Annotated in this window: 9 protein-coding genes and 1 tRNA gene; 6 read left to right on the top strand and 4 right to left on the bottom strand. The window is 63.9% G+C overall.

The window, feature by feature from the left end; all coding sequences use genetic code 11:
- The first annotated feature begins 182 nt into the window (after window positions 1–182).
- The 6 genes from PBR20603_RS21635 to PBR20603_RS21610 all read left to right on the top strand — a co-directional run bounded on the left by PBR20603_RS21635 (window position 183) and on the right by PBR20603_RS21610 (window position 16560).
- Window positions 183–12425 (top strand): filamentous haemagglutinin family protein, encoded by a 12243-nt coding sequence (locus tag PBR20603_RS21635; RefSeq protein ID WP_150561512.1) that lies wholly within the window; start codon window positions 183–185, stop codon window positions 12423–12425.
- Between the two features lie 90 nt (window positions 12426–12515).
- Window positions 12516–12833 (top strand): filamentous haemagglutinin family protein, encoded by a 318-nt coding sequence (locus tag PBR20603_RS21630; RefSeq protein ID WP_174978016.1) that lies wholly within the window; start codon window positions 12516–12518, stop codon window positions 12831–12833.
- Window positions 12834–12954: 121 nt separating this feature from the next.
- Window positions 12955–13578 (top strand): hypothetical protein, encoded by a 624-nt coding sequence (locus tag PBR20603_RS21625; RefSeq protein WP_150561510.1) that lies wholly within the window; start codon window positions 12955–12957, stop codon window positions 13576–13578.
- A 475-nt stretch (window positions 13579–14053) separates the two neighbouring features.
- The gene (locus PBR20603_RS21620) at window positions 14054–15229 is read left to right on the top strand and encodes a porin (protein ID WP_150561509.1); all 1176 of its coding nucleotides are present in this window, start codon (window positions 14054–14056) and stop codon (window positions 15227–15229) included.
- Between the two features lie 486 nt (window positions 15230–15715).
- Entirely contained in the window at window positions 15716–15928 is a 213-nt protein-coding gene (gene rpsU, locus PBR20603_RS21615) for a 30S ribosomal protein S21 (RefSeq protein ID WP_010806331.1), read from the top strand.
- Window positions 15929–16086: 158 nt separating this feature from the next.
- Window positions 16087–16560 (top strand): WbuC family cupin fold metalloprotein, encoded by a 474-nt coding sequence (locus PBR20603_RS21610; RefSeq protein ID WP_150561508.1) that lies wholly within the window; start codon window positions 16087–16089, stop codon window positions 16558–16560.
- A 46-nt stretch (window positions 16561–16606) separates the two neighbouring features.
- Here PBR20603_RS21610 and PBR20603_RS21605 read toward each other — a convergent pair whose 3' ends face one another.
- The 4 genes from PBR20603_RS21605 to PBR20603_RS21590 all read right to left on the bottom strand — a co-directional run bounded on the left by PBR20603_RS21605 (window position 16607) and on the right by PBR20603_RS21590 (window position 20270).
- Entirely contained in the window at window positions 16607–17611 is a 1005-nt protein-coding gene (locus PBR20603_RS21605) for a glycosyltransferase family 9 protein (protein ID WP_150561507.1), read from the bottom strand.
- Between the two features lie 437 nt (window positions 17612–18048).
- Window positions 18049–18309 carry a hypothetical protein gene (locus PBR20603_RS21600; protein ID WP_174978015.1) on the bottom strand — a complete coding sequence of 87 codons (261 nt, stop codon included), beginning with the start codon at window positions 18307–18309 and terminating at the stop codon, window positions 18049–18051.
- A gap of 93 nt (window positions 18310–18402) precedes the next feature.
- A tRNA-Arg gene (locus PBR20603_RS21595) sits at window positions 18403–18477 on the bottom strand.
- A 281-nt stretch (window positions 18478–18758) separates the two neighbouring features.
- Window positions 18759–20270, bottom strand: coding sequence for a sensor domain-containing diguanylate cyclase (locus PBR20603_RS21590; protein ID WP_150561506.1), 1512 nt, complete (start codon window positions 20268–20270; stop codon window positions 18759–18761).
- Window positions 20271–20422 lie beyond the last annotated feature (152 nt).

Here is a 20422-nt window from a genome sequence, read left to right as displayed (position 1 = left end):
ACGGTGGCATTTCGCAGGTATCGATGATCGGAAAAATAGTTGAGGGTTTCCGAACTGCCCATTCGTCTTAGCGACTCGGGAAGCCAGCACAACGCCAAAACCGGCGAGGTGCATGTTTCCGGCAACGGGCTCGCCACTGGCGAATTTGCCGGGAACGATCAACTATCAGCGAGGATTCGGGCATGAGCACGCGTGGACGCGAAGGGGCAACGGCAATGCGAAGCAGCGGTTGCAGAAACGGCAAAGAACGCGCACGCCGTCCGCGCAGGGTGGCACCCGTCGCACAGGCGATCACGTTGCTTCTCAGCACCATGGGGGCCGCACACGCCCAGCAAGCCTTCAGCAACGCATGGTTCGCCGCACGAGGTGCTGCACAGGCTACAGCGTCGCAGACGGGACGCTTGCCCAACGGCATGCCGGTCACGTCGCTCACGGACCCGTCGGCGCAGCAGCAACAGGCGAACGCACAGTTGCAGCGCTCGATTGCGAATCTGGGCTCGGCCGCACAGAACATTGCGGCGATGCAGGCCGCACAGGCCAATGCGCGAGCGGCTGCGGCAAACGGCGATGCAACGATCCCTGACGGTCTGACCGAAGGCGGCCTGAAGGTCGACACGAATAGCCTGACCAAAGGCTGGATCAACGCGCAGGCGCCAACGCAAACGAGCACCAATGGCACGACCAACGTCACTGTTCAGCAAACCACTAACAAGGCAATCCTGAACTGGGAGACGTTCAACGTCGGGCGCAAGACGTCGGTCAACTTCGCGCAGCAAAGCGACTGGTCGGTGCTCAATCGCGTGAACGATCCTCAGGCGCGTCCGAGCCAGATTCAGGGGCAGATTCACGGTGACGGCACCGTCCTGATCCTGAACCGCAACGGTGTGATCTTCGGCGGCACGAGTCAGGTCGATACGCGCAACCTGGTGGTCGCGGCGGCTCGCATGAGCGACGCGCAGTTTCAGACAGGTGGAATCTATGGCGCAAACGGCACGACGCCGACGTTCACGGATGCGCTGGGCAAGGTCGAAGTGCAGGCGGGGGCGAATATCACGACCCGCACGCCGACGTCGGTGACGCAAGGCGGCGGCTACGTGTTGCTGCTCGGCAATCAAGTGAGCAACGCCGGCACGATCGTCACGCCGCAAGGGCAGGTGGCGTTGGCCGCGGGCGACAGCTTCGTGATACGCAAGGGCGTGGGCACGGATGCGAACACGCCGTCGACGACCCGAGGCAGCGAGATTTCGCCGCAGTTCGTGGCACAGAGTACGGCAGGCAAGGTAGTGAGCAGCGGCTTGCTGATGTCTTCCGAAGGCGACATCACGCTGGCGGGCCGCGACGTGCAGCAGCTGGGCACGGCGGTGTCGACGACGACGGTCAACACGCGTGGCACGATTCACCTGCTGAACTCGGCAAGCGACACGCTGGGCAAGGTGACGCTGGGCAGTGGCGCGCTCACGTCGGTGCTCATCAGCGACAACGGAGCGACGGCGCTCGACAGTCAACGCACCGCGTTGATGCAGGACTCTGCGGCTCAGGATCTTATCCGGCGTCAGAGCGCAGCAGGACTGTTCGACAACTTGTCGATACTCTCCGACCGACGCGATCAATCGCGCGTCGAGATCGTGAGCGGCGGCAATATCGAGTTTCAGGGCAATTCGCTCACGCTCGCCACCGGCGGTCAACTGGCGGTGAGCGCCACGGGTCGCAGTTTCGTGGCAAACGGGGCGCAACTGGATGTTTCCGGCGCGGTCGGCGTCTCGCTGTCGATGGACAGCAACAACGTCAAAATCAACGTGCAAGGCAACGAGCAGCGCGACGCACCGGGCAACCGCGATAACGCGGCACTGAACAATGCAAACGTCTACATCGATCGCCGGCGACTGGTGTACGTCCCGGCGTCCGTCGGGGGCTATGCGAACGAGCGCTGGTACACCCCCGGCGGTCTGCTGGAAGTCGGCGGCTATCTGGCCAATCAGACGCACGGCATTGGGGAGTGGGCCGCGCAGGGCGGCACCGTGACCATTGGCGGCAACGAGGTGGTGACGCAGAAGGGGGCGCTCATCAACCTGTCGGGCGGCTCTCTCAACGTGCAGACCGGCTATCTGAATCAGACGTGGCTCAAGGGGGTAGACGGTCAGCTCTACAACGTCAACACCGCGCCATCGAACCTGATCTACACCGGTGTCTACAGCGGCTTCGAGGTGGAACACGAGCGTTGGGGCAAGAACCTGACCGAGTCGTACGCCAGCCCGCTCATCGCGTCCACGCGCGTACTGCAGAACGGCTACACGGTCGGGCGCGACGCGGGCCGTCTGTCGATCTCGGCGCCGACGGCCGTGCTCGAGGGCGACGTCGTCGCCAACGTCTACACCGGCCCGGTGCAGACGCAGGCACGTCCGTCCGGGCTCACCGACGGCTACACACTCAGCCAGTTCGCCGTTGCGCGTGCTGCGTCGCTGACACTCGGTCAGTACATGGGGCTGGGGCGCACGAACGCGTTCGCGACGGATGTCGTGATCGGCGACATCAACGACATCACCAACGGGATGAGTGTGGGCGACACGCTCGCGGATACCCGCAAGAACACGGTGTGGCTCGATGCCTCACGATTGAATCAGACTCGCTTCGGCGAGATCGATCTGGTGACGGCCGGTACCATTGGCGTGCGCTCCGATCTTCAGCTCGACAATGGTGGACGTCTGGCGCTGTCGGCGCCCGCCGTCGACGTGATGGCGAACCTCTTCGCACCGGGCGGCACGGTCAACATCTCCAACCAGTTCCTCAAGGCCGGCGATCAGTACGCAACGGCACTTGTCCCGGCTGACGGCGCCGTGCACCTGACGCTCGCGCCCGGTTACCGCATCAGCACACGTGGCGTCTGGGTGAATGCCGCGCTCGACCCGGATACCACGTCGCAGGTCGCCTATCTCAATGGCGGCAGCGTCACATTCGATTCGACTGGCGACCTGACCATCGGCAGCGGCAGTGTGATCGATGTGTCCTCGGGCGGTGCGATTCTCGCGGGCGGTAAGACGAAGGGCGGCACGGGCGGTAACGTGACGCTGATCGCGGGAGATAGCATCGTTGGCAAGAGCGTCGGCACGCTGACCTTCGACGGCACCGTGGTGGCCTACGGCGTAAATGGCGGCGGCACGTTGACGCTCTCCACCCCCGACAGCATTCTGATCGGTAATAGCGCCGGTGTAGCGGGCGGTACGCTCGCGGCAGGCACGCCGGCCCCCGTGTCGGTGAAGCTCGCCCAGACGCTGACTATCCCCGCGGGGACACCGCTGCCGATGGATCTCGTCGAAAAGCACACGACGATGGTCTACGACACGCCGATCCTGGCCGACATCTCGATGTCAGCGTTGCCGACCGGCGCGACCCTGAGGGATTGGGTCGTGCCGACGGGGCTCATTTTCAAGTCGAAGGACCTCAATAACCAGGACCTCTACTACTTCGCCGGGGATACGATCCCCGCAGGAACCGTCCTCTCGGGATGGGGCGGCACCGGGACATTCGCGAAGGGCACGGTCGTGCCGTCGAACGTCTTCCCGAACGGCATACCGGTCAATCCCTATCAGTTCGTCTTCACCGCGGGCTCGGTGGTGTCGGTGCCGAAGACCTACGACGTGGGGGCCATCCTGCCGGCAGGCACGTCGCTCGCGCAGACGATCGCCGTCACGCCAGTGCCGACCTTCAACACGGGCACATCGGGCAGCGGGAGTTCGCTGTTCAACGCGGGCTTCGCCAACTACGACATCAATGGCGGACACGGCGTGCGCGTCGACAACGGCGTGGCCCTCGCGCCGGTCATGCCCGTCTACCGCTTCACGGCCGACAGTATGAAGGCCGTGACCGGCAGCGATCCGTCGAAAGCGATGGCCCTGTGGACGCCGCCGCTGTTCGCGGAAAATCCGCAGACCGATACGATCTTGCAACGCGCGGGCGCGAGCATCGCGCTGCGCTCGCTAATCAAGGACGAGCAAGGCAATCCGACGGGGGGCACCGTCGCCATCGCACCGGGGGCGTCGATTACGGTCGATCCGGGACAGAGCATCACGCTCGACGGCTTCGGTCAGATCACGGTCGACGGCGCATTGAACGCACGTGCGGGCAAGATCAATCTCATCGGCGATGCCGATGGCACGTTCGACACGTCGCGCAACTTCGACGAGAACGGCGTCGTTCGCGGCACCTCGCTCTGGCTTGGCCCAAACGCGAAGCTCGATGTCTCGGGACTCGGCTATACCGCACTTGACACCAACGGACGTACCTACGGCACCGTGTTCGACGGCGGCACCATCAACCTGAGTGGCGGTACGTCGTTCGTCGTGATTCGTCCGGGGGCGGAGCTCAATGCCGATGGCGCCAGCGTGCCGGTAGACACCGCGACGGTGGCGGGCCAACCGGCCAACGCCAGCGGCCGCATGTCGCGCGTGTCCAACGGCGGCGCGATTGCCGTGAGTTCCTTCGCAGGCAGCTATCTCGACGGCAATCTGCACGCGTTCTCAGGGGGCGCCGGTGCCTCGGGCGGCGACCTCTCCGTGTCGATGCTCACGCCGTTCTACCCGGACCAGGCGGGTCTGATACCAAGCAGCGTGCTTGTGCCGAGCACACTCACGGTGACGCAGTCGCGCCAGGAGGCCCCTGACCTGAGCGGCCCGGGTGCACCGGTCGCGGCGTTGCCCCTGGGCCGCACGAGCGTGAGCGCCGACATGGTCAAGGGCGGCGGCTTCAGCTCGCTCTCGCTAACGTCAGGCGATTACATGATGTTCAAGGGCGACGTATCGCTCGCCCTCGACAAGAGCCTCAAGCTCAACGCCAACGCCTATACCTCCGGCGAGCCGTTGGTGGCGGGTGACGATCCGGCCGCGAAGGCTACCGGCAATACGGTGCGTCTGGCGGCCCCGTATGTCCTGCTTAGCGGCACGCGCGTTGCTCCGCCGGACGGGGTGCGCAGTGGTTCGATCGCGAATCCCGGCGCCTCGGGGCGTCCGACGACGGCGACGTTCGAGATCGATGCCAACCTCATCGACGTGCAAGGGCCGGTGGTCTTCTCGTCGTACAGCGGCTATTACGACTCGGTGAATTACGTCAACGTCGATACGTCGTCGCCGGGCTTCCGTAACACACGCCTCGTCAGCCAGGGCGACACTCGCTTCCTGCCGACGCCGTCGATGCAGCAGGGCACCACGTTGATCACCTCGTGGGATATGGACCTTGAAGCCGCACAGGTGTATCCGACCACCGGTGCGGTGGCGAACATCGTCGCGGGGCAGCAGCGCAACAGCGACTTCGCGGGCACGCTGACCCTCGGGCGCACCACGGCTGTCACACCCGACGCACCGCTGTCCGTCTTCGGCATGCTGTTCCTGTCGGCCCCGAACATTCGTCAGGGCGGGGTGTTGCGCGCGCCGTTCGGCAAGCTGCTGATCGGCCCGACGACGGCCGCGTTGCAAGGGGCATCGGTCTATACCAAGGACATCGAATTCCTGCCAGGCAGTCTGACGTCCGTGTCCATGGATGGCATGACTGTGCCATATGGCGGGACCGTCGATGGCGTGACCTATACGTACAACGGCACGGCGCTCGCACCGCTCATCGGCAACGGCATCGGGCTCACCTATACGGCAGGCGGCTCGGGCATTTCGGTCGAAGGACTGACGATGCGCGTCGACAGCGGCGCGGTGCTCGACCTGTCGGGCGGCGGCGCGATTGCGGGGGCAGGCTTCGTCGCGGGGCGCGGCGGCTCTGTCAACGTGCTAAACACGCCGCTGGTGAACGCTAACCCGACGATGAAGCTCAGTAAGGCGAGCGACAAGGTGTATGCCATCGTGCCGGGCTACACGTCCGACTACGCCCCCATCGCCGCGGAGAACGGCGCGGGCGATCCTGCGGTGGGGCAACGCGTCACGATCGGTGACGGTGTGCCCGGCCTGCCCGCAGGGACGTACACGCTGCTGCCGTCGAACTACGCGCTGTTGCCGGGCGCGTACCGCGTCGAAATCGGTGGCACCGGACAGAATCTGCCTGCGCTCGCGACGGCTGCCGGTAACGGCACGTATCTGGTGTCCGGTTACACGAGCATCGCCAACACGTCGGCACGCAGCCAGTTGCCCTCGACCGTGCTCGTCACACCCGGCACGGCGGTGCGCAAGTACTCGCAGTACAACGAGCAGAGCTACGCCGACTTCATGACCGCGCAGGTCCGGCAGTTCGGCGGCCTGGCGTCCATGTTGCCCCGCGACGGCAAGGGGCTCGGGTTCACCTTCGACGTGCCGTATGCGCCGGACCCGATGCCGTCGACGAGTGTGCTGTCATTCAACGGTAAGGCACTGTTCCAGCCTGCGGCCGGCGGTGTGGCGGGGCAGGTGGCCGTGCTCAACATCGGCGAGATTACGACCGGCGATGTGACGCCGGGCTTCAATGGGCTGTCGGTCAATGCCGCGTCCCTGAACGCCATTGGTGCGCCGCGACTGAGTATTAACGGCACGGTTGGCCCGATCAATGGCGTCTTCGTGTTTCAAACGAGCCCTCAGGCGAACGATCTCTACGTGCGTGACGGTGTGACGCTGAGCGCGGGGGAAATCTACCTCGTCGGCAACAACCTGAACATCGGCAACGGCGTGACGCTGACGACGATCGGGCGCGGTCCGGCGACCTTCGATACCGCCTCGACCGGCATGCTGTTTTCCCCGGGGACTGCGAGCGTGTTGGCGTTGTCCAACGGTGACATCCAGTTCCTCGGATCGTCGCAGAGCGCCGGATCGATCAACATCGGTGCAGGCTCGGGCCTGTATGCCGAGGGAACGCTGGCGTTCGCCACCAACGGCGCGTCGTATATCGACGACAGCGCGCGCTTCGGCGCACGCAATATTGCGCTGGCAGTGGGCACTTTGAACGTGGGTGACGCCGCGCAAGTCGCGGCCGCAGGCAATCCGGCGGGCGTAGTGTTCGACCAATCGGTACTCAACACGCTACTGCAAGGCGACCCGACGCACGGTGCGCCCGCGTTGCAACGGCTCACACTGAGCACCGCGAACTCGATCAACCTGTTCGGCAGCAACGGTCTCGATACGCGCGGGACGGGCGTCAATCTGGTGCTCAATGCCTCGGCCATCTACGGCGTCGGTGCTGCGGGCGATCAGGCGGTCGTGGCGGCCGATCGCATCACGTGGAACGGTGTGCAAGGTGTCGGTGCACCGGCGATTGCCGCCGGTGGCCCGGGCAGCGGGAATGGGTCACTGCAATTCATCGCGAAGGAGATCGATCTCGGTCATGTCGAGACGCTCGACACATCCAACGTCACGCGCACGATCTACGGCTTCAACGACATCAACTTCGCTGCGAGCGACAGGATCGTCTCGGCCGGACGCGGCGCGCTGTACGTCTATCAGGCACCCAGCACGCAAGCGGGCGACGTCTTCGGTCAGAGCGGCACGGGCGGCAATCTCACGCTCACCACGCCGTTGCTCACCGGTGCGGCGAAGTCGATCATGAACTACACGGCGGGCGGCACGCTGAGCGTCGTCGCGCCGGCGGGCGCGGCACCGGCTACGGCAACGACGACCGTCGCTGGCGCCGAGATCGATCTGTCCGGCAACAACGTGAATCTCGGCAGCACGGTGCTCCTGCCGAGCGGCAAGCTGGCGGTCGACGCGGCGAACGACATCGTGCTCGACGGCACCAGCCGCATCGACCTGAGCGGCCAGCCGACAGGGATCCAGACGGCGACAGCGTATGGCTTCGGCGGCACCGCAAGCTTCAGGAGCGCGCAAGGCAACCTCCGTCAATTGGCGGGCTCGGTCGTCGACGTGTCGGCGAAGCAGGCCGATGCGGGCACCGTGTCGTTCGACGCGGCCAAGGGGACGCTGTCGTTGGGCGGCAGCCTGCTGGGCAAGGCCGACGATGGTTTCACCAGCGGGGCGTTCGGCGCCACGGCCGGCACCTTCGCGGACTTCGGCGGACTGAATGCGTCGCTCACACAGGGTGGCTTCTTCGCGTCACGCAGCTTCGATCAGAAGCTTGGCGATCTGGTGGTCGGCGATGGTGTGAAGGCGCACAACATCGGCATTTCGGCCGACGGTGGCACGCTGACGGTGAACGGCACCGTCGACGCGTCGGGCGCCGCTCCGGGCACCATTCGTCTGTCGGGCGGCAACGGACTGACACTCGGCAGCAGCGCCGTGCTCGACGCGCACGGCACGATCTTGCAGGTCGACAGCTACGGCGTGCCCATCGAAGCGAAGAATCGCGGGCATGTCGAACTCACGGCTGCCGGTGGCACGCTCACACTCGCGCCGGGAGCCACCATCGACATGAGCACTCCGGGGGCGAAGCACTACGGCGACATCATTCTGAATGCCATGCGCACGGCGGAGACGTCGGGCGATATCGCGATCGACGCCGCAGGTCCGCTGACGATTCGCGGTGCCGATAGCGTGGCGTTGAACGGTGTGTGGACGTACACGTTGCCGTCGGGCAGCGTCGTCACGCAGAGCACGCTGGACGGCTACGACGCCGCGAGCACCGCATTCATCAACACTGCGACGGGCAACGGCGCGCTGACGGCGCGCACGGCGGGTCTTGCAGCCTACGGCAACGTGTATCACCTGCGCCCCGGTGTGCAGATCGCTTCGCTGGGCGACCTCGCCACCTCGGGCGACATCGATCTCGCGAAATACCGCTACGGCCCGGGGGCTGATCGCGATCCGTCGTCGGCAACGTACGGCGCGGGCGAGCCAATGGCGCTCGTGATGCGTGCCGGCGGCAATCTGAGGGTCGACGGCAGCATCTCAGATGGCTTTACGGGCACTGCGGCGGGAGCACCGGTCTTCTCGGCGGTGACGCCCACGACGTTCTCTACTGATACAGCGCACTTCGCAAAGCAGGGCCCAATACTCTGGAAGTTGCTCCCGAGCAACGTGATGGAAGTGAGCGACGCTGCCGGTTGGGTTGTGCCTACGCTGAATACGGGAGGTGCCTTGCCGGCACCGTTCCGGCCGATGTCGGCCGACGGTACGACTTATGCCAGCGGAACGGTGATTCCTTACGGCACGAAATTGACCAAGTTGTACGTACCCGTGGGGGCCGAAACGTCGGCGGCGAACAGTCTGCAGCTTCAGACGGACCCCGGTTCGCCCGCCGCCTCGGCCACATCGGCGCGCGCCGCCATGCTCGCGCCCGGCGTGCGCTCGGCGTCGCTGCGCCTGGTGGCCGGTGCCGATCTGACGGGCGCCGACCAACGCACGTTGCTGCCGGTGGCGGCGCTGGGCGGCAGCGGCAATCTCACGCTGAGCGACAGTGTCTACGACCCGTCGCAGACCGGCACGTTCTTCAGTGTGCTGCGTACCGGCACGGGCGGCCTCGACCTGCTCGCCGGGGGCAGCTTCAGCGAAGCGACGCCGTATGGCGTCTATACGGCGGGCACGCAGGCGGCGCCGATTCTGGCTGCTGACGGCCACAATCCGTACAACCTGCCCGGCATGGCGACCGGCAACCTGATTCAGGCCTGGTACACGGAGCACGGCGGCGATCTGTTGCTTCAGGCGCAGCAGGACGTGACCGGCAACATCCAGATGATGAACAACCCGCTGCGCTACGTGAACAGTAATCTGGTGGGGAACTGGCTGAACCGGCAGGGCGGTGGCGGCGCAACAACGGATCCGACCGCGTGGTCGATCAACTTCGGCTCGCTCGCGAAGACGGACGCCTACACGACCGGCCTGCAACTCATCGGCTTCCAGGGGATCGGCACGCTGGGCGGCGGCAACCTGACGGTGACTGCCGGCCGCGACGCGGGCGTCACCTCGGTAATGGAGGGGGGGCTCGTCTCAACGGGCCTTGATCTTGCCGTGGCATCGACGGGCCGAGTGCTCGCCGACGGCTCACTCGTGCAGACCGGCGGCGGTGATCTCACGCTCAAGGTCGGCGGCATGCTCAACGGGGCGCCCCCGATAGCCGCCGCCGGCTTCGCCCGAGACTACTACGGTTCGCTGAGCGCATTGCGCGGCAATACGTCGGTGAATGCCGGTTCGGTCGGCAGCATCGCCGTGGAGACGCGCGGCGTCAACTGGACCACGTACGATCCGCGCGCTTCCGATCCCAACGCGATCAAGCTGACGTCGCGAACCAAGGGGCCGACCGTGCTGACCGGCGACGGCATCGCGAACGTTACCGCGCGAGGGGATCTGGTACTCGGTGGGGCGGGCGACGCGGGCATGTCGATTCTCACCGATATCGCAGGGGGGTATTACACGAATGCATCGGGCGCCGTGACGAAGAGCGGCTTCACGAAGTTCAGTCTGTGGACGCCGTCCACGGCGCTCAACCTCCTCTCGGCCGGTGGCGACGTTGCGCCCTTGTCAGGGGCCAGCGACAGCGACAAGCAGAACGCGCAGGGCTTCTATCCGGGCAGCCTGAGCGTTGCATCGCTCAACGGCGATATCCGGTTCGGTGACGGTTCGATCGAACTGACGCCGTCGCCGATCGGGCAGCTTCGGGTGCTCTCGGCCGGGTCGATTTACGGCGGCGGTCTGTCGATATCGATGTCGGGCGCAGACTACGCGAGCCTGGCAACGCCGGCCCATCCGTTCTTCTCTTCGATTAACGGCTTCAACCCCACGGCGCTGACAAACGCCACCATCAGCGCCGGAATACGCGTCAATTCGGCCAGTCCGCTGGCGTTCGGCGAGGACTATCCGTCCGGGAACCTGCACGCGCAGGATGCTGCGCCCGCGCAGATCTATGCGGGCATCGATATCGACGACTTGCAGATCGGAACGTCGGTCATCCGCAACCGGACGTCATCAAGCGGATTCGTCCCGGATCACGGCATTTGGTATGTCGCCGCCAAGCCGTTCGAGGTCATTGCTGGCCGCGACATCGTGGGCACCGGCACGGTGCCGAGCACGTTCCTTAATCAATCGGCCAGTGACGTCTCATTGATGCAGGCCGGGCGCGACATCATTTATCAGTCGGCGAGCGTCGTCGGCCCCGGATTGCTTCAGGTTCAGGCGGGACGCGACGTCTATCAGGGCTACTACGGCCAGTTGCAAAGCATCGGGGATGTCACGCATCTGGCGAACACCAACGGCGGTGCGGGAGTCTCGGTGCTCGCGGGCGTGGGGACCAATGGCCCGGACTACACGCGATTCGCCCGCCTGTATTTCGACCCGGCCAATCAACTCGCGAGCGGCGCGCCGCTTGCCGACAGCGGCAAGGTCGTACACGCCTATGGCGACGAACTCGTGGCGTGGCTCAAGAGCCGCTTCGGCTACGACGGCAAGGTCTCGGACGCACTGGCCTACTTCCTTGCGCTGCCGCAGACGCAGCAAGGCGTATTCGTGCGTCAGGTCTATTTCAAGGAACTGCTGTTGGGCGGGCGCGAATACAACGATGCGTCGAGCCCGCGCTACGGCAGCTATCTGCGCGGCCGTGAGGCCATCGCGACGTTGTTCCCGACGAACGATGCGCAGGGCAACCCCGTGACCTACAACGGTGCGATCACGCTGTTCAGCAGCGTGACCGGATCGACCACGGTCAACGGCAAGCCGGTTCCCGTGACGACCGACGCCACGGTGCGCACCAACTTCGGCGGCGACATCCAGATGCTCAACCCGGGCGGACGCACGCTTGTCGGTGTGGAAGGCGTGACGCCGGGGGCGACGGCCGGTGTCGTCACGCAGGGCGACGGGAACATCCAGTTCTACAGCCGGGACAGTATTTTGCTGGGCCTGTCGCGTGTGATGACGACCTTCGGCGGCAGCATTCAGGCGTGGTCGGCGCAAGGCGATATCAACGCCGGGCGCGGTGCGAAGACGACGGTGCTCTATACACCGCCCAAGCGTGTCTACGACGACACCGGCAACGTCACGTTGTCGCCCTCGGTGCCATCGAGCGGTGCGGGCATTGCCACGCTTGCGCCGTTGCCGGAAGTCCCTGCGGGCGACGTCGACCTTGTGGCGCCGCTGGGTACGATCGATGCAGGCGAGGCTGGCGTGCGCGTGTCGGGCAACGTCAACTTTGCTGCGCTCGCGGTCGTGAATGCCGCCAACGTGCAGGTGCAGGGCAAGTCGACGGGCCTGCCGGTGATTGCGGCGGTCAACGTCGGCGCGCTGACCAATGCGAGTGCGACGGCGGCGCAGGCCGCTTCGGCGGCGCAGGATGCCATGGCGCGTGAGCGTGTCGCGCAGCGCCAGAACGCGGCGTCGATCTTCTCGGTGCGGATGTTGAGCACCGGGGGCGGCGCTAACGACGGCGCAGGCGGCAGCGAAGCACCGGCCGGTTCTCGCGTGCAAGGCACGCTCGGCTACGACCGATCGAGCCTGCTCCAACTGGTCGGCACCGGTAATCATCTCGATCCGCGTCAGCTTGCGCGGCTCACCGACGAGGAGCGTCGCGCACTAAATACGCATTGAGCCGATATGAGGGATCGGCGCCGCTGCGGGACAACGGCGGCGCCGGGCATTGCAACGCGCTCGTACGGCGTACGAAATTCTCTGGCGCTTTTGACCAGGAAATCTGTCAACGCCGGTCGCGGTTCGCAGTCCACTATCGTCCACCGTCGTCCGCTATCGTCCACCGTCGTCTATCCGCCGCCCAAGCGTGAGTACGATCAGTGGGGCAACGTCAAACTGTCGCCGCGGGCGCCGAGCACGGGCGCGGGGATCGCCACGCGCAGCCCGATTCCGGAAGTCAAACCCGGTGATGTCGATTTGCTGGCCTCGCCGGGGGGGGCGTTTCTCAGTTCGGCCGGCGCTCAGTACTTCGTACAAGCGCCGGGGCCCGGGGAGGTTGTATCTCCGCCACACACGATGCGCTTGTAGCGCCTCGGGCCTGCTGGCATACGCTTTGCGGCGTGGTAGGATCGTTCGTATCCACGTGATTCAGTTCGTGGCTTCGATCCAATCCGGGCTCGTCGCGAGACGGGTACATCAGGAGGCCAGTATGTCTGCAGAGCAGAAGACGTCGCATCGCGGGTTCACCATCATCACCGTTCTCGAACGCCTCTCGAAAGGCCGTGCACGGCTCTCCGCCAAGGTGCTTGCCAGCGACGAAGATCACAAGCGACGCCTCGGCGGAAAGAAGCTCTTGCATGCCAAGCGCTGGTTCGATCATTTTGCCGACGATCTGGCCGCGCCGGTGATCGCCGGACTCAAGCACACCATCGATCTCGAATTGGCCGCCGCCGCGAAGGCGGCACCGAAGACGCTTGCCAAGCCCGAATCCAAGCCATCGAAGGCGGCCAAACCGGCGAAGTTGACGAAGCCGGAAAAGGCCGGAAAGCCCGAGAAAGCGCTGAAAGCGGACAAGCCCAAGAAGGGTGTGAAGCCCGGCAAATCCGCAAAGTCCGCCGCTTCGACGAAGCTCGCGCGAGGACCGAGAGTTGGCAACGGTTCCCCAGCAGCAGGCGCGGCTAATGGCGCGGCGTTACCCAAGCCGGCAAGCGCGGCCAAGCCCGTCGCAGCCAGCAATGCCGCTAAGACGCGTAAGCGTGCCTCGGCATCTGCGCCAGTCGGCACGTCGGCGCCCGCACCGCTCAAGACGCCGCCGGGTCGTCGCGCGACATAACTTTATTCAAGGGGGGCGAGCGAGGGCATATCGGCAACGATTGCCCCGGCGTCACGAATCTCCAGATCAACGGCGCGCGCCGATTCGGCGACGCGCCGTTTTTCATTGGGTCGGTGAGCCAATACACTCGTGCGTCGGGGGGGATTGGGTGGCGCCTCGCATATTGCGTCGGTGATGGCAAATATCACGGTTGCCGAATCGATTGCGGCACGGGGGCATATGCCGTGAATTTCCTGTGTTGCAAACGCACCACTCGTGCGCGGCGTGTGTCACGGTCGTGTCAAAATGCGTGCGCTTGACCATCGCTGGCGGTGCTTGTCCTTTGCAGGAAAGCACCGCCAGTCATTTGTTAAGTACTCCATTGCATTTGCGGTTGCAGCAAAGCGCGTCGTGCTGACGTGGGCAACCGGCATCGACAGGGGATGTCCGCCGTGGCGGACCCAAAAAGTATAAGACCACTATCAAAGAGGAAAATATGAAGCGCTTCCCACTCACGGCGCTGGCTGCCGCCAGCTTTGCCGTCGCCGCACCGGCGATGGCCCAGAGCAACGTTACGCTTTACGGGGTGATCGACGCCGGTATCGGCTACGTCAACAATGTCGCCAGCGGCCTGAACGCCAAGGGCGCGCACAACATCCAGGCCGTGAGCGGCATTGGTCAGGGCAACCGCTGGGGCCTGAAGGGGGCGGAAGACCTGGGCGGCGGTCTGAAGGCGGTGTTCGTGTTGGAAAACGGCTTCAGCCTGACCAATGGCGGCTTGCTGCAGAACAGCCGCATGTTCGGCCGTCAGGCATACGTGGGGTTGCAGAGCGCGCAAGCCGGCACCGTGACGATCGGTCGTCAGTACGACTCCGTGGTCGATTTCGTCAGCCCGATTACGTCGGCCAAGCAATGGGCGACGCAATACGGCGCGCACGTTGGCGACATCGACAACCTGTACAACTCATTTCGCGTCAACAACTCGATCAAGTACACCAGCGCGAACTACAGCGGGTTCTCTTTCGGCGCGTTGTACGGTTTCAGCAACGAAGCCAACAATGGCAACGGCACGGGTTTTTCGCATAACAACGCGTTCAGCCTCGGCGCGTCGTATGCCAACGGCCCGCTCATGGCAGCCATTGGCTACATGCACCTGGCAAGCCCGGGCACGGCCAACGGAAGCGGTGCCGTGTCGAACGATTACTCGAGCGCCACCGACATCTTCTACACGAGCGCCGTCGACAAGCACGACATCGCGGCTGCGGGCGTGTCGTACCAGATTCAGGCCGCTACGGTCGGCTTCGTGTACAGCTATGCCAAGGTGCGCTACACGAACCAATCGTCGATTCGCGTGAACACGTTCGAACTGAACGGGAAGTACCAGGTGACGCCGAATCTGTTGGGTGGTCTGGCCTTCATCTACAGCGACGGCAGTGTGGGCGGTGCGACGGCACTGTCCGGCATCACCAAGGGCACGAAGCCCCGCTGGTTCCAGGTCAACGCGGGTGGCGTATATTCGTTCAGCAAGCGCACGGAATCGTACCTGACGGGCGTCTACCAGCGCGCAACGGGTGACGCCATCGTGGCCGCGATCGACAACGTTGGCGGCCCGACGGGCACCGGCGCCCAGTCGCAGATCGCCGTCATCGCTGGCGTGCGTCACAAGTTCTGAGAGGGTTCTCGGGCCGGCGCAAGCCATATGCCGGCCTGACCGGCGGCGGGGCAGGCGCCTTTGCCCCGGGCTGCAACGGGCCCCGTCGTCTGGCGGCGGCGCCCGTTGTGCATTGGTAAAGGCCAAAGCGTGTGCAATTCATGCGCTTTATGTGTATAATCACGACCTTGTCCAAAATATGGGCAGTGCGGGGAGTGGCGCTCACTGACGAACGATGAGTGTGCTGCTTCGCCATTAATCAACCGTTCAGCCAGTCTGGAAGGCGCGATGCAGGGTTCGCGGTAGCGAGCGGGGCGTCGAATGCCAATCGGGAGATCGCAGAGGAGGTGAGTCGCGGTCCCGCCGGATGTGGTGTAGTGCAGTCCGTAGCAAGTCCGTTCGTCGCGCCTGGCAGGAGGAGTCTCCGGCAGGGCGGGGAAGGGTATCTTTGCTCGGTAAGTTTAAATATCCGGCTCGAATGAGCCGAATCACTATTCGAGATATTGCATGACCAAGATCGTTATCAAAGACGGTGAACCCGTTGAAGTCGCACTGCGTCGTTTCCGTCGCGCTATCGATGGCACCGGCCTGATCAAGGAAGTGAAGGCACGCGCTGCTTACGAAAAGCCGACGGCTGAGCGCAAGCGCAAGAAGGCTGCTGCTGTGGCCCGTCTGCGTAAGCGTCTGCGCAGCCAGACCCTGAAGAAGAAGATGTACTAAGCACGTCGTTGCGCCGCTGGCGCAGTGAAGTGCTAAGTGAGAAACCCGCCGCGAGGCGGGTTTTTTTATGGGCGGAAGCGGCGCATCGATTTGCTACACTCGTGGCCGTCGTCGCCAAGCCGCGATCGCATCATCCCCTGACTCCCCACGATTCTCATATGAAAACGTTGACTTTCGCTGCTCTCGACACGCTGACGCAACAAGCCGGGCAGTCGCCGCGCGCCCGCATGAACCAGAACCTGCACGAGTCGCTGGAAGATCCGATTCAGCGTCTGGCCATTGCGATGGAGCCGGCAACGTACATTCGCCCGCATCTGCATCGCCAGACGTGGGAACTGCTCACGGCCCTGCGCGGCCGATTCATCGTGCTGACGTTCGATGAGGCGGGTGTTGTCACGGACCGCAAGGTGCTCGGTGAGGGGGCGAGCGTGACGGAGACGGCGGAGGGTACTTACCACACCGTGCTTTCGTTGGATCCAGGTGCCGTGATTTTCGAAGTGAAGCATGGTCCGTACCGGCCGTTCGTCGAGTCCGATTATGCGAGCTGGTCGGCGCCGGCAGACACGCCCGAAGCGGCGGCGTTCATGGCGTGGGTCGAGACGGCGCAAGTCGGCGACTGTTGGGCCGCCTGACGGCCAATTCCGCATCAGGGGCGCGCAGCTTACAGGCGTGCTTGATTCATCGGCGTGTCCAGCCCTGAAATTCGACGGCCATGGCGCGTAGTGCATTGGCCGCGGAGTCCACGGTGCCCGGCCATTCATTGCCGTGCGGAGGGTGACGAGCGTTGTCCATGGCGGTAAGGCGTCCGGGGCGGAAGTGAGTGTCGCGCCGGGCGTTTTGCGCAAACGAGGCTGGCGCGTCAGTGTGCAATTGCCAGATGGGTACGCCCAGTGCTTCGGCCAGATGTGCGTGGGGCGTATCCAGAGAGATCACCAGATCCAGGTTGTCGATGAGCGCAGCTTCGTCGGCGAGATCGACGCAATCCGCTCGCCAGTCGATCCAGTCGACGGCTGTGAGCGGGATGGCGTCTGGCCGATCGTTAGCGGGTCGTCCGAGCGGCACCCACGAGACGCCTGGCACCTGAAAGAGCGGTGCCAGCGAGGTGAATCTGGCGGCATTGAGCGGTGTCGCGGTCTCACTCATGCTCTCGAGGGTGTCGAGTCCAGCGAAGCCGACGCAGAAGCCGTGTTGAGCGGTGGCGGCCAGGCGGTCGCGCCAGTGGCGGGCTGTCGTGGTGGCAACGCGAAGAAAGGGACGTCCGGCGTGGGCTGGGGTGGCGTGCGGCCCAAGTGCTTGTGCGAGTGAACCCAGCGGGCATCGCACGTCCCAGTCCGAGACATCGCGCGGCATGCGTGAGAGTACGACGACACGTTCTCCCATCGACCATTCCACGAGTCGGCGCGCATTCGCGGGGCCGACAAATCCGACTTTCCCGAAGCGCTCGGCTGCGGCCTCTAGATGGCGTAGCTGGCTCACGACGTCTGGGACGTCGCCGACACCCGTGATCAGCAGGTATTGATGGCGCGTGTCGCCTCTGCCGGTCCATGTTGGCAGGGGGCAATCCGGGTGGGGGCTGAGCGCGGCACCGACCTGAGCCCAGGCGTGGGCGATGGCATTGGTGGCGAAGCTGCCATTGGAGTCGAGCGTTGGGGTCTGATGGGTGCGCTGCGAAGGCTTCGTCATGCGAATCCTGGCATCGAAGGGGGGAATGGGGCTGATGGAATTACCGCGAAGAAAGGCGGACGCAGCGCACAGTGCCTGCAAAAAGTGATGGGCGGTGAAAATGATAGGGGAGCGGAGGCGGGGGATTAGTTGGGTACTTTTGTTTGCGGGGCTGATTCATTTGCCTGACGGCAAAATATTTGACGCGAGGGCGTGCGCCGGTTCAATTTGCCGGACGAGCAGATGGGGAAGGGGGCTAGGCGAGGGGATGGGGGGAGGGCAACGAGGGAGGTGGACCGGGGCCCCTTCCTGCTGCGAGTTGGGTTTATGTCTGAGTGGCGGGAAGGGGCCCCGGTCCGCCTGGAGGAGAGGCCGAGAGGCACCGACTGGGCGCAAGACGACTGGTGTCGCCAAAGCCAGTCCCCCAAAACCTGCGCAAACCCGGGCTTGGGGGGGCATCAACGCCAAAACCACTTCTTCTTTTGGGTGGCGTTCTTGGTGGGCACGGGCGCGTCGTCGTCCTGGACGCCGAGTTGTCTGCCGTTGCCGAGGCCACCGGCGGCGGTTTGTTGCTTGTCGTTCTTCACGGCGCGCACGACGTCGTTGTACGAGTCAGAGAATGCGGCCTCGATGGTCTTGCTGTAGGTGGTGTTCGAGTCGCCGCCAAGCGAGCCGCTGGCGGCGCTGCCGATGATACGGCCGAGCGCGCCGAAGTCCATGCTGCTGGCGCTGCTTTCGGTGGCGGCGATCTGACCGCGCGCCGCTCGTCGCGATACGGGCGCTCTACGTGGATCGGCACGCGTTGATGAGTCTGGTCCCCCCGACAGGAATCGAACCTGTATCTAGCGCTTAGGAGGCACTCGTTCTATCCATTGAACTACAGGGAGAGACTGCATTCTATCCATTAGCGCGATGTCCTTTGAAATCAAGGGCATCGCCTTATTCTACGGGGCTTTCCGGCTGATTGTGATACCCCTACCGTATCACTCCAGATCACCCCGCAACCTGCTGTATCACGTCGCCGTTGCCACATTTTGCTACCGCAAAGAGGCGACGATGGCATCGATTTTGCAGGTGGGAATGCGTTGACGCGCACCGGTACGACGCGAGGGCAAGAGTATAGCAAAAACGTTTGCGGATCCGGGAGTGCAGTGAGTCGGGAGTGCAATCAACGCTGCGGCTGAGTCGATGCGGCAATCTCATCTGCGGAAACGACGGTGTTTCTTCCATTTCTCTTGGCCGAGTACAGCGCCAGATCCGCCAAATAGGTCAATTCATCCAGTGACAAGGGGCGTGAGCTTCGACCGGTCGCGCATCCGATACTCACCGTGAACGGCGAAATTGTCGCGGAGGTCGCAGTCGGTCGCCCATGTTCGACTTCACGTCGTATGGCTTCTGCAATATGAGCTGCGCCCGCTTCGTCTGTGTCGGGTAACACAACAATGAACTCTTCCCCGCCATATCGGGCCGCGAGATCGCCGTGGCGACGCGTGTGACGATTAATACACGCCGCAAGATGTTGTAAAGCCATATCTCCCTGAGCATGGCCGTGGCTGTCATTGTATTTTTTGAAGTTGTCCGCATCGACGAACAACAGCGACAGGCAACCATCGTTGCGTTGCAGCCTGCCCCACTCGTTTTCGAGCACCTCGTCAAGGGCTCGGCGGTTCTTGAGCCCGGTCAACGCATCGGTTTGGGTCAGCTCCATGAGCAGCACCTGAGCCTTGACCTGGTCTCGCAGTGCAAACGCAAGCAACCAGACCGCTGCACAGAACGCCAGGCTGACGGACGAAGCGGAGATCCCGACGATCCATGCCAACTGCTTCCAGGAGGCCAGAACATCGCTTTCCGCTGGCGCGACCACGGCGATGAGCGGTGTGCCCGGAACGCGCTGGAAGGTATATAGACGAAGTACGCCGTCCGAGATCGATTGAGCCGCATGAAACCCGGAATCCTGGCCCAACATACGCGCAAACGCCGCTGATTTACCCACATTGACCAACCCCACCGCGCTGCCTGAAGGATTTCTGGCGACCAGTGTGCCGTCGGTCCGGACGATCGCCGTGACACCTTTTGGCCCCACGTCCAGTTTGGTAAGCAGCTGCCTGAAATACTCGACGTCAATAGCAACAATCGCCACCCCGCCAAATGACCCGTCGGGCTGGTTCATCCGCCGTGTGATCGCAATTGACTGCGCACCTGAGCGCGACCGCGCCCGATATACCGACGACACATAGAGCCCAACATTCGCCGACTGGCGATGAGCGATGAAATAGTCCCGGTCGCTGAAATCCCATGAATGGGAACTGGAGCAGCAGCCGTCGACAAGACGGCCTCGCGCGTCGGTGACGCCTATCCCGGTGACATATCTGGCCGCAGTCCGGTCAAACAGCAACTCGTGACGCAGGCCACGATCCATGCTTTGGACCACAGGCTTGTCCAGCGCCGACATCAACGCCAGAAGCGAGTTATTCGACGTTTCAAGCGTCCTGGCGATATTGCTGACCAACACGGCGGTGACGTTTCTGGATGTTTCATTCGCATGTTCGACGGCGGCCTCGCGGGAGGCCAGAAGCGTGATCAGACTGATCGCCAATACGCTCAATGACATCAGACTACCGAGTATGCCGACAATCAAAGGATGGCGGCCGGCGAGAACAGCCAGTTTTCCGGTGGTCATGAAAAGAGATACGGTGATGTTCTGATGGTTGCCCCTGCGTTGTAACGACGTTGTCCCGTCGTCGCGGCGCTTGCCTCGGTTTCGGGAAAACGGACTCAGCGGCGAAGGATCGCAATGGCTATCGTCGATAGTCGATGACCCCGTTAACGGCA

This window comes from Pandoraea bronchicola, from assembly GCF_902459805.1.
In the GTDB taxonomy this organism is placed as follows: domain Bacteria; phylum Pseudomonadota; class Gammaproteobacteria; order Burkholderiales; family Burkholderiaceae; genus Pandoraea; species Pandoraea bronchicola.
The sequence above is the reverse complement of the archived record's forward strand: the minus strand, read 5'-3'. Positions and strand labels throughout refer to the sequence as shown.

What these genes read in the sequence shown, in the direction of transcription:
- PBR20603_RS21620 (WP_150561509.1), top strand. Translation starts at nt 14,054, where the DNA reads ATGAAGCGCTTCCCACTCACGGCGCTGGCTGCCGCCAGCTTTGCCGTC.
- PBR20603_RS21610 (WP_150561508.1), top strand. Translation starts at nt 16,087, where the DNA reads ATGAAAACGTTGACTTTCGCTGCTCTCGACACGCTGACGCAACAAGCC.
- PBR20603_RS21625 (WP_150561510.1), top strand. Translation starts at nt 12,955, where the DNA reads ATGTCTGCAGAGCAGAAGACGTCGCATCGCGGGTTCACCATCATCACC.
- PBR20603_RS21590 (WP_150561506.1), bottom strand. Translation starts at nt 20,270, where the DNA reads ATGACCACCGGAAAACTGGCTGTTCTCGCCGGCCGCCATCCTTTGATT.
- PBR20603_RS21605 (WP_150561507.1), bottom strand. Translation starts at nt 17,611, where the DNA reads ATGACGAAGCCTTCGCAGCGCACCCATCAGACCCCAACGCTCGACTCC.
- PBR20603_RS21600 (WP_174978015.1), bottom strand. Translation starts at nt 18,309, where the DNA reads ATGGACTTCGGCGCGCTCGGCCGTATCATCGGCAGCGCCGCCAGCGGC.
- PBR20603_RS21635 (WP_150561512.1), top strand. Translation starts at nt 183, where the DNA reads ATGAGCACGCGTGGACGCGAAGGGGCAACGGCAATGCGAAGCAGCGGT.
- rpsU (WP_010806331.1), top strand. Translation starts at nt 15,716, where the DNA reads ATGACCAAGATCGTTATCAAAGACGGTGAACCCGTTGAAGTCGCACTG.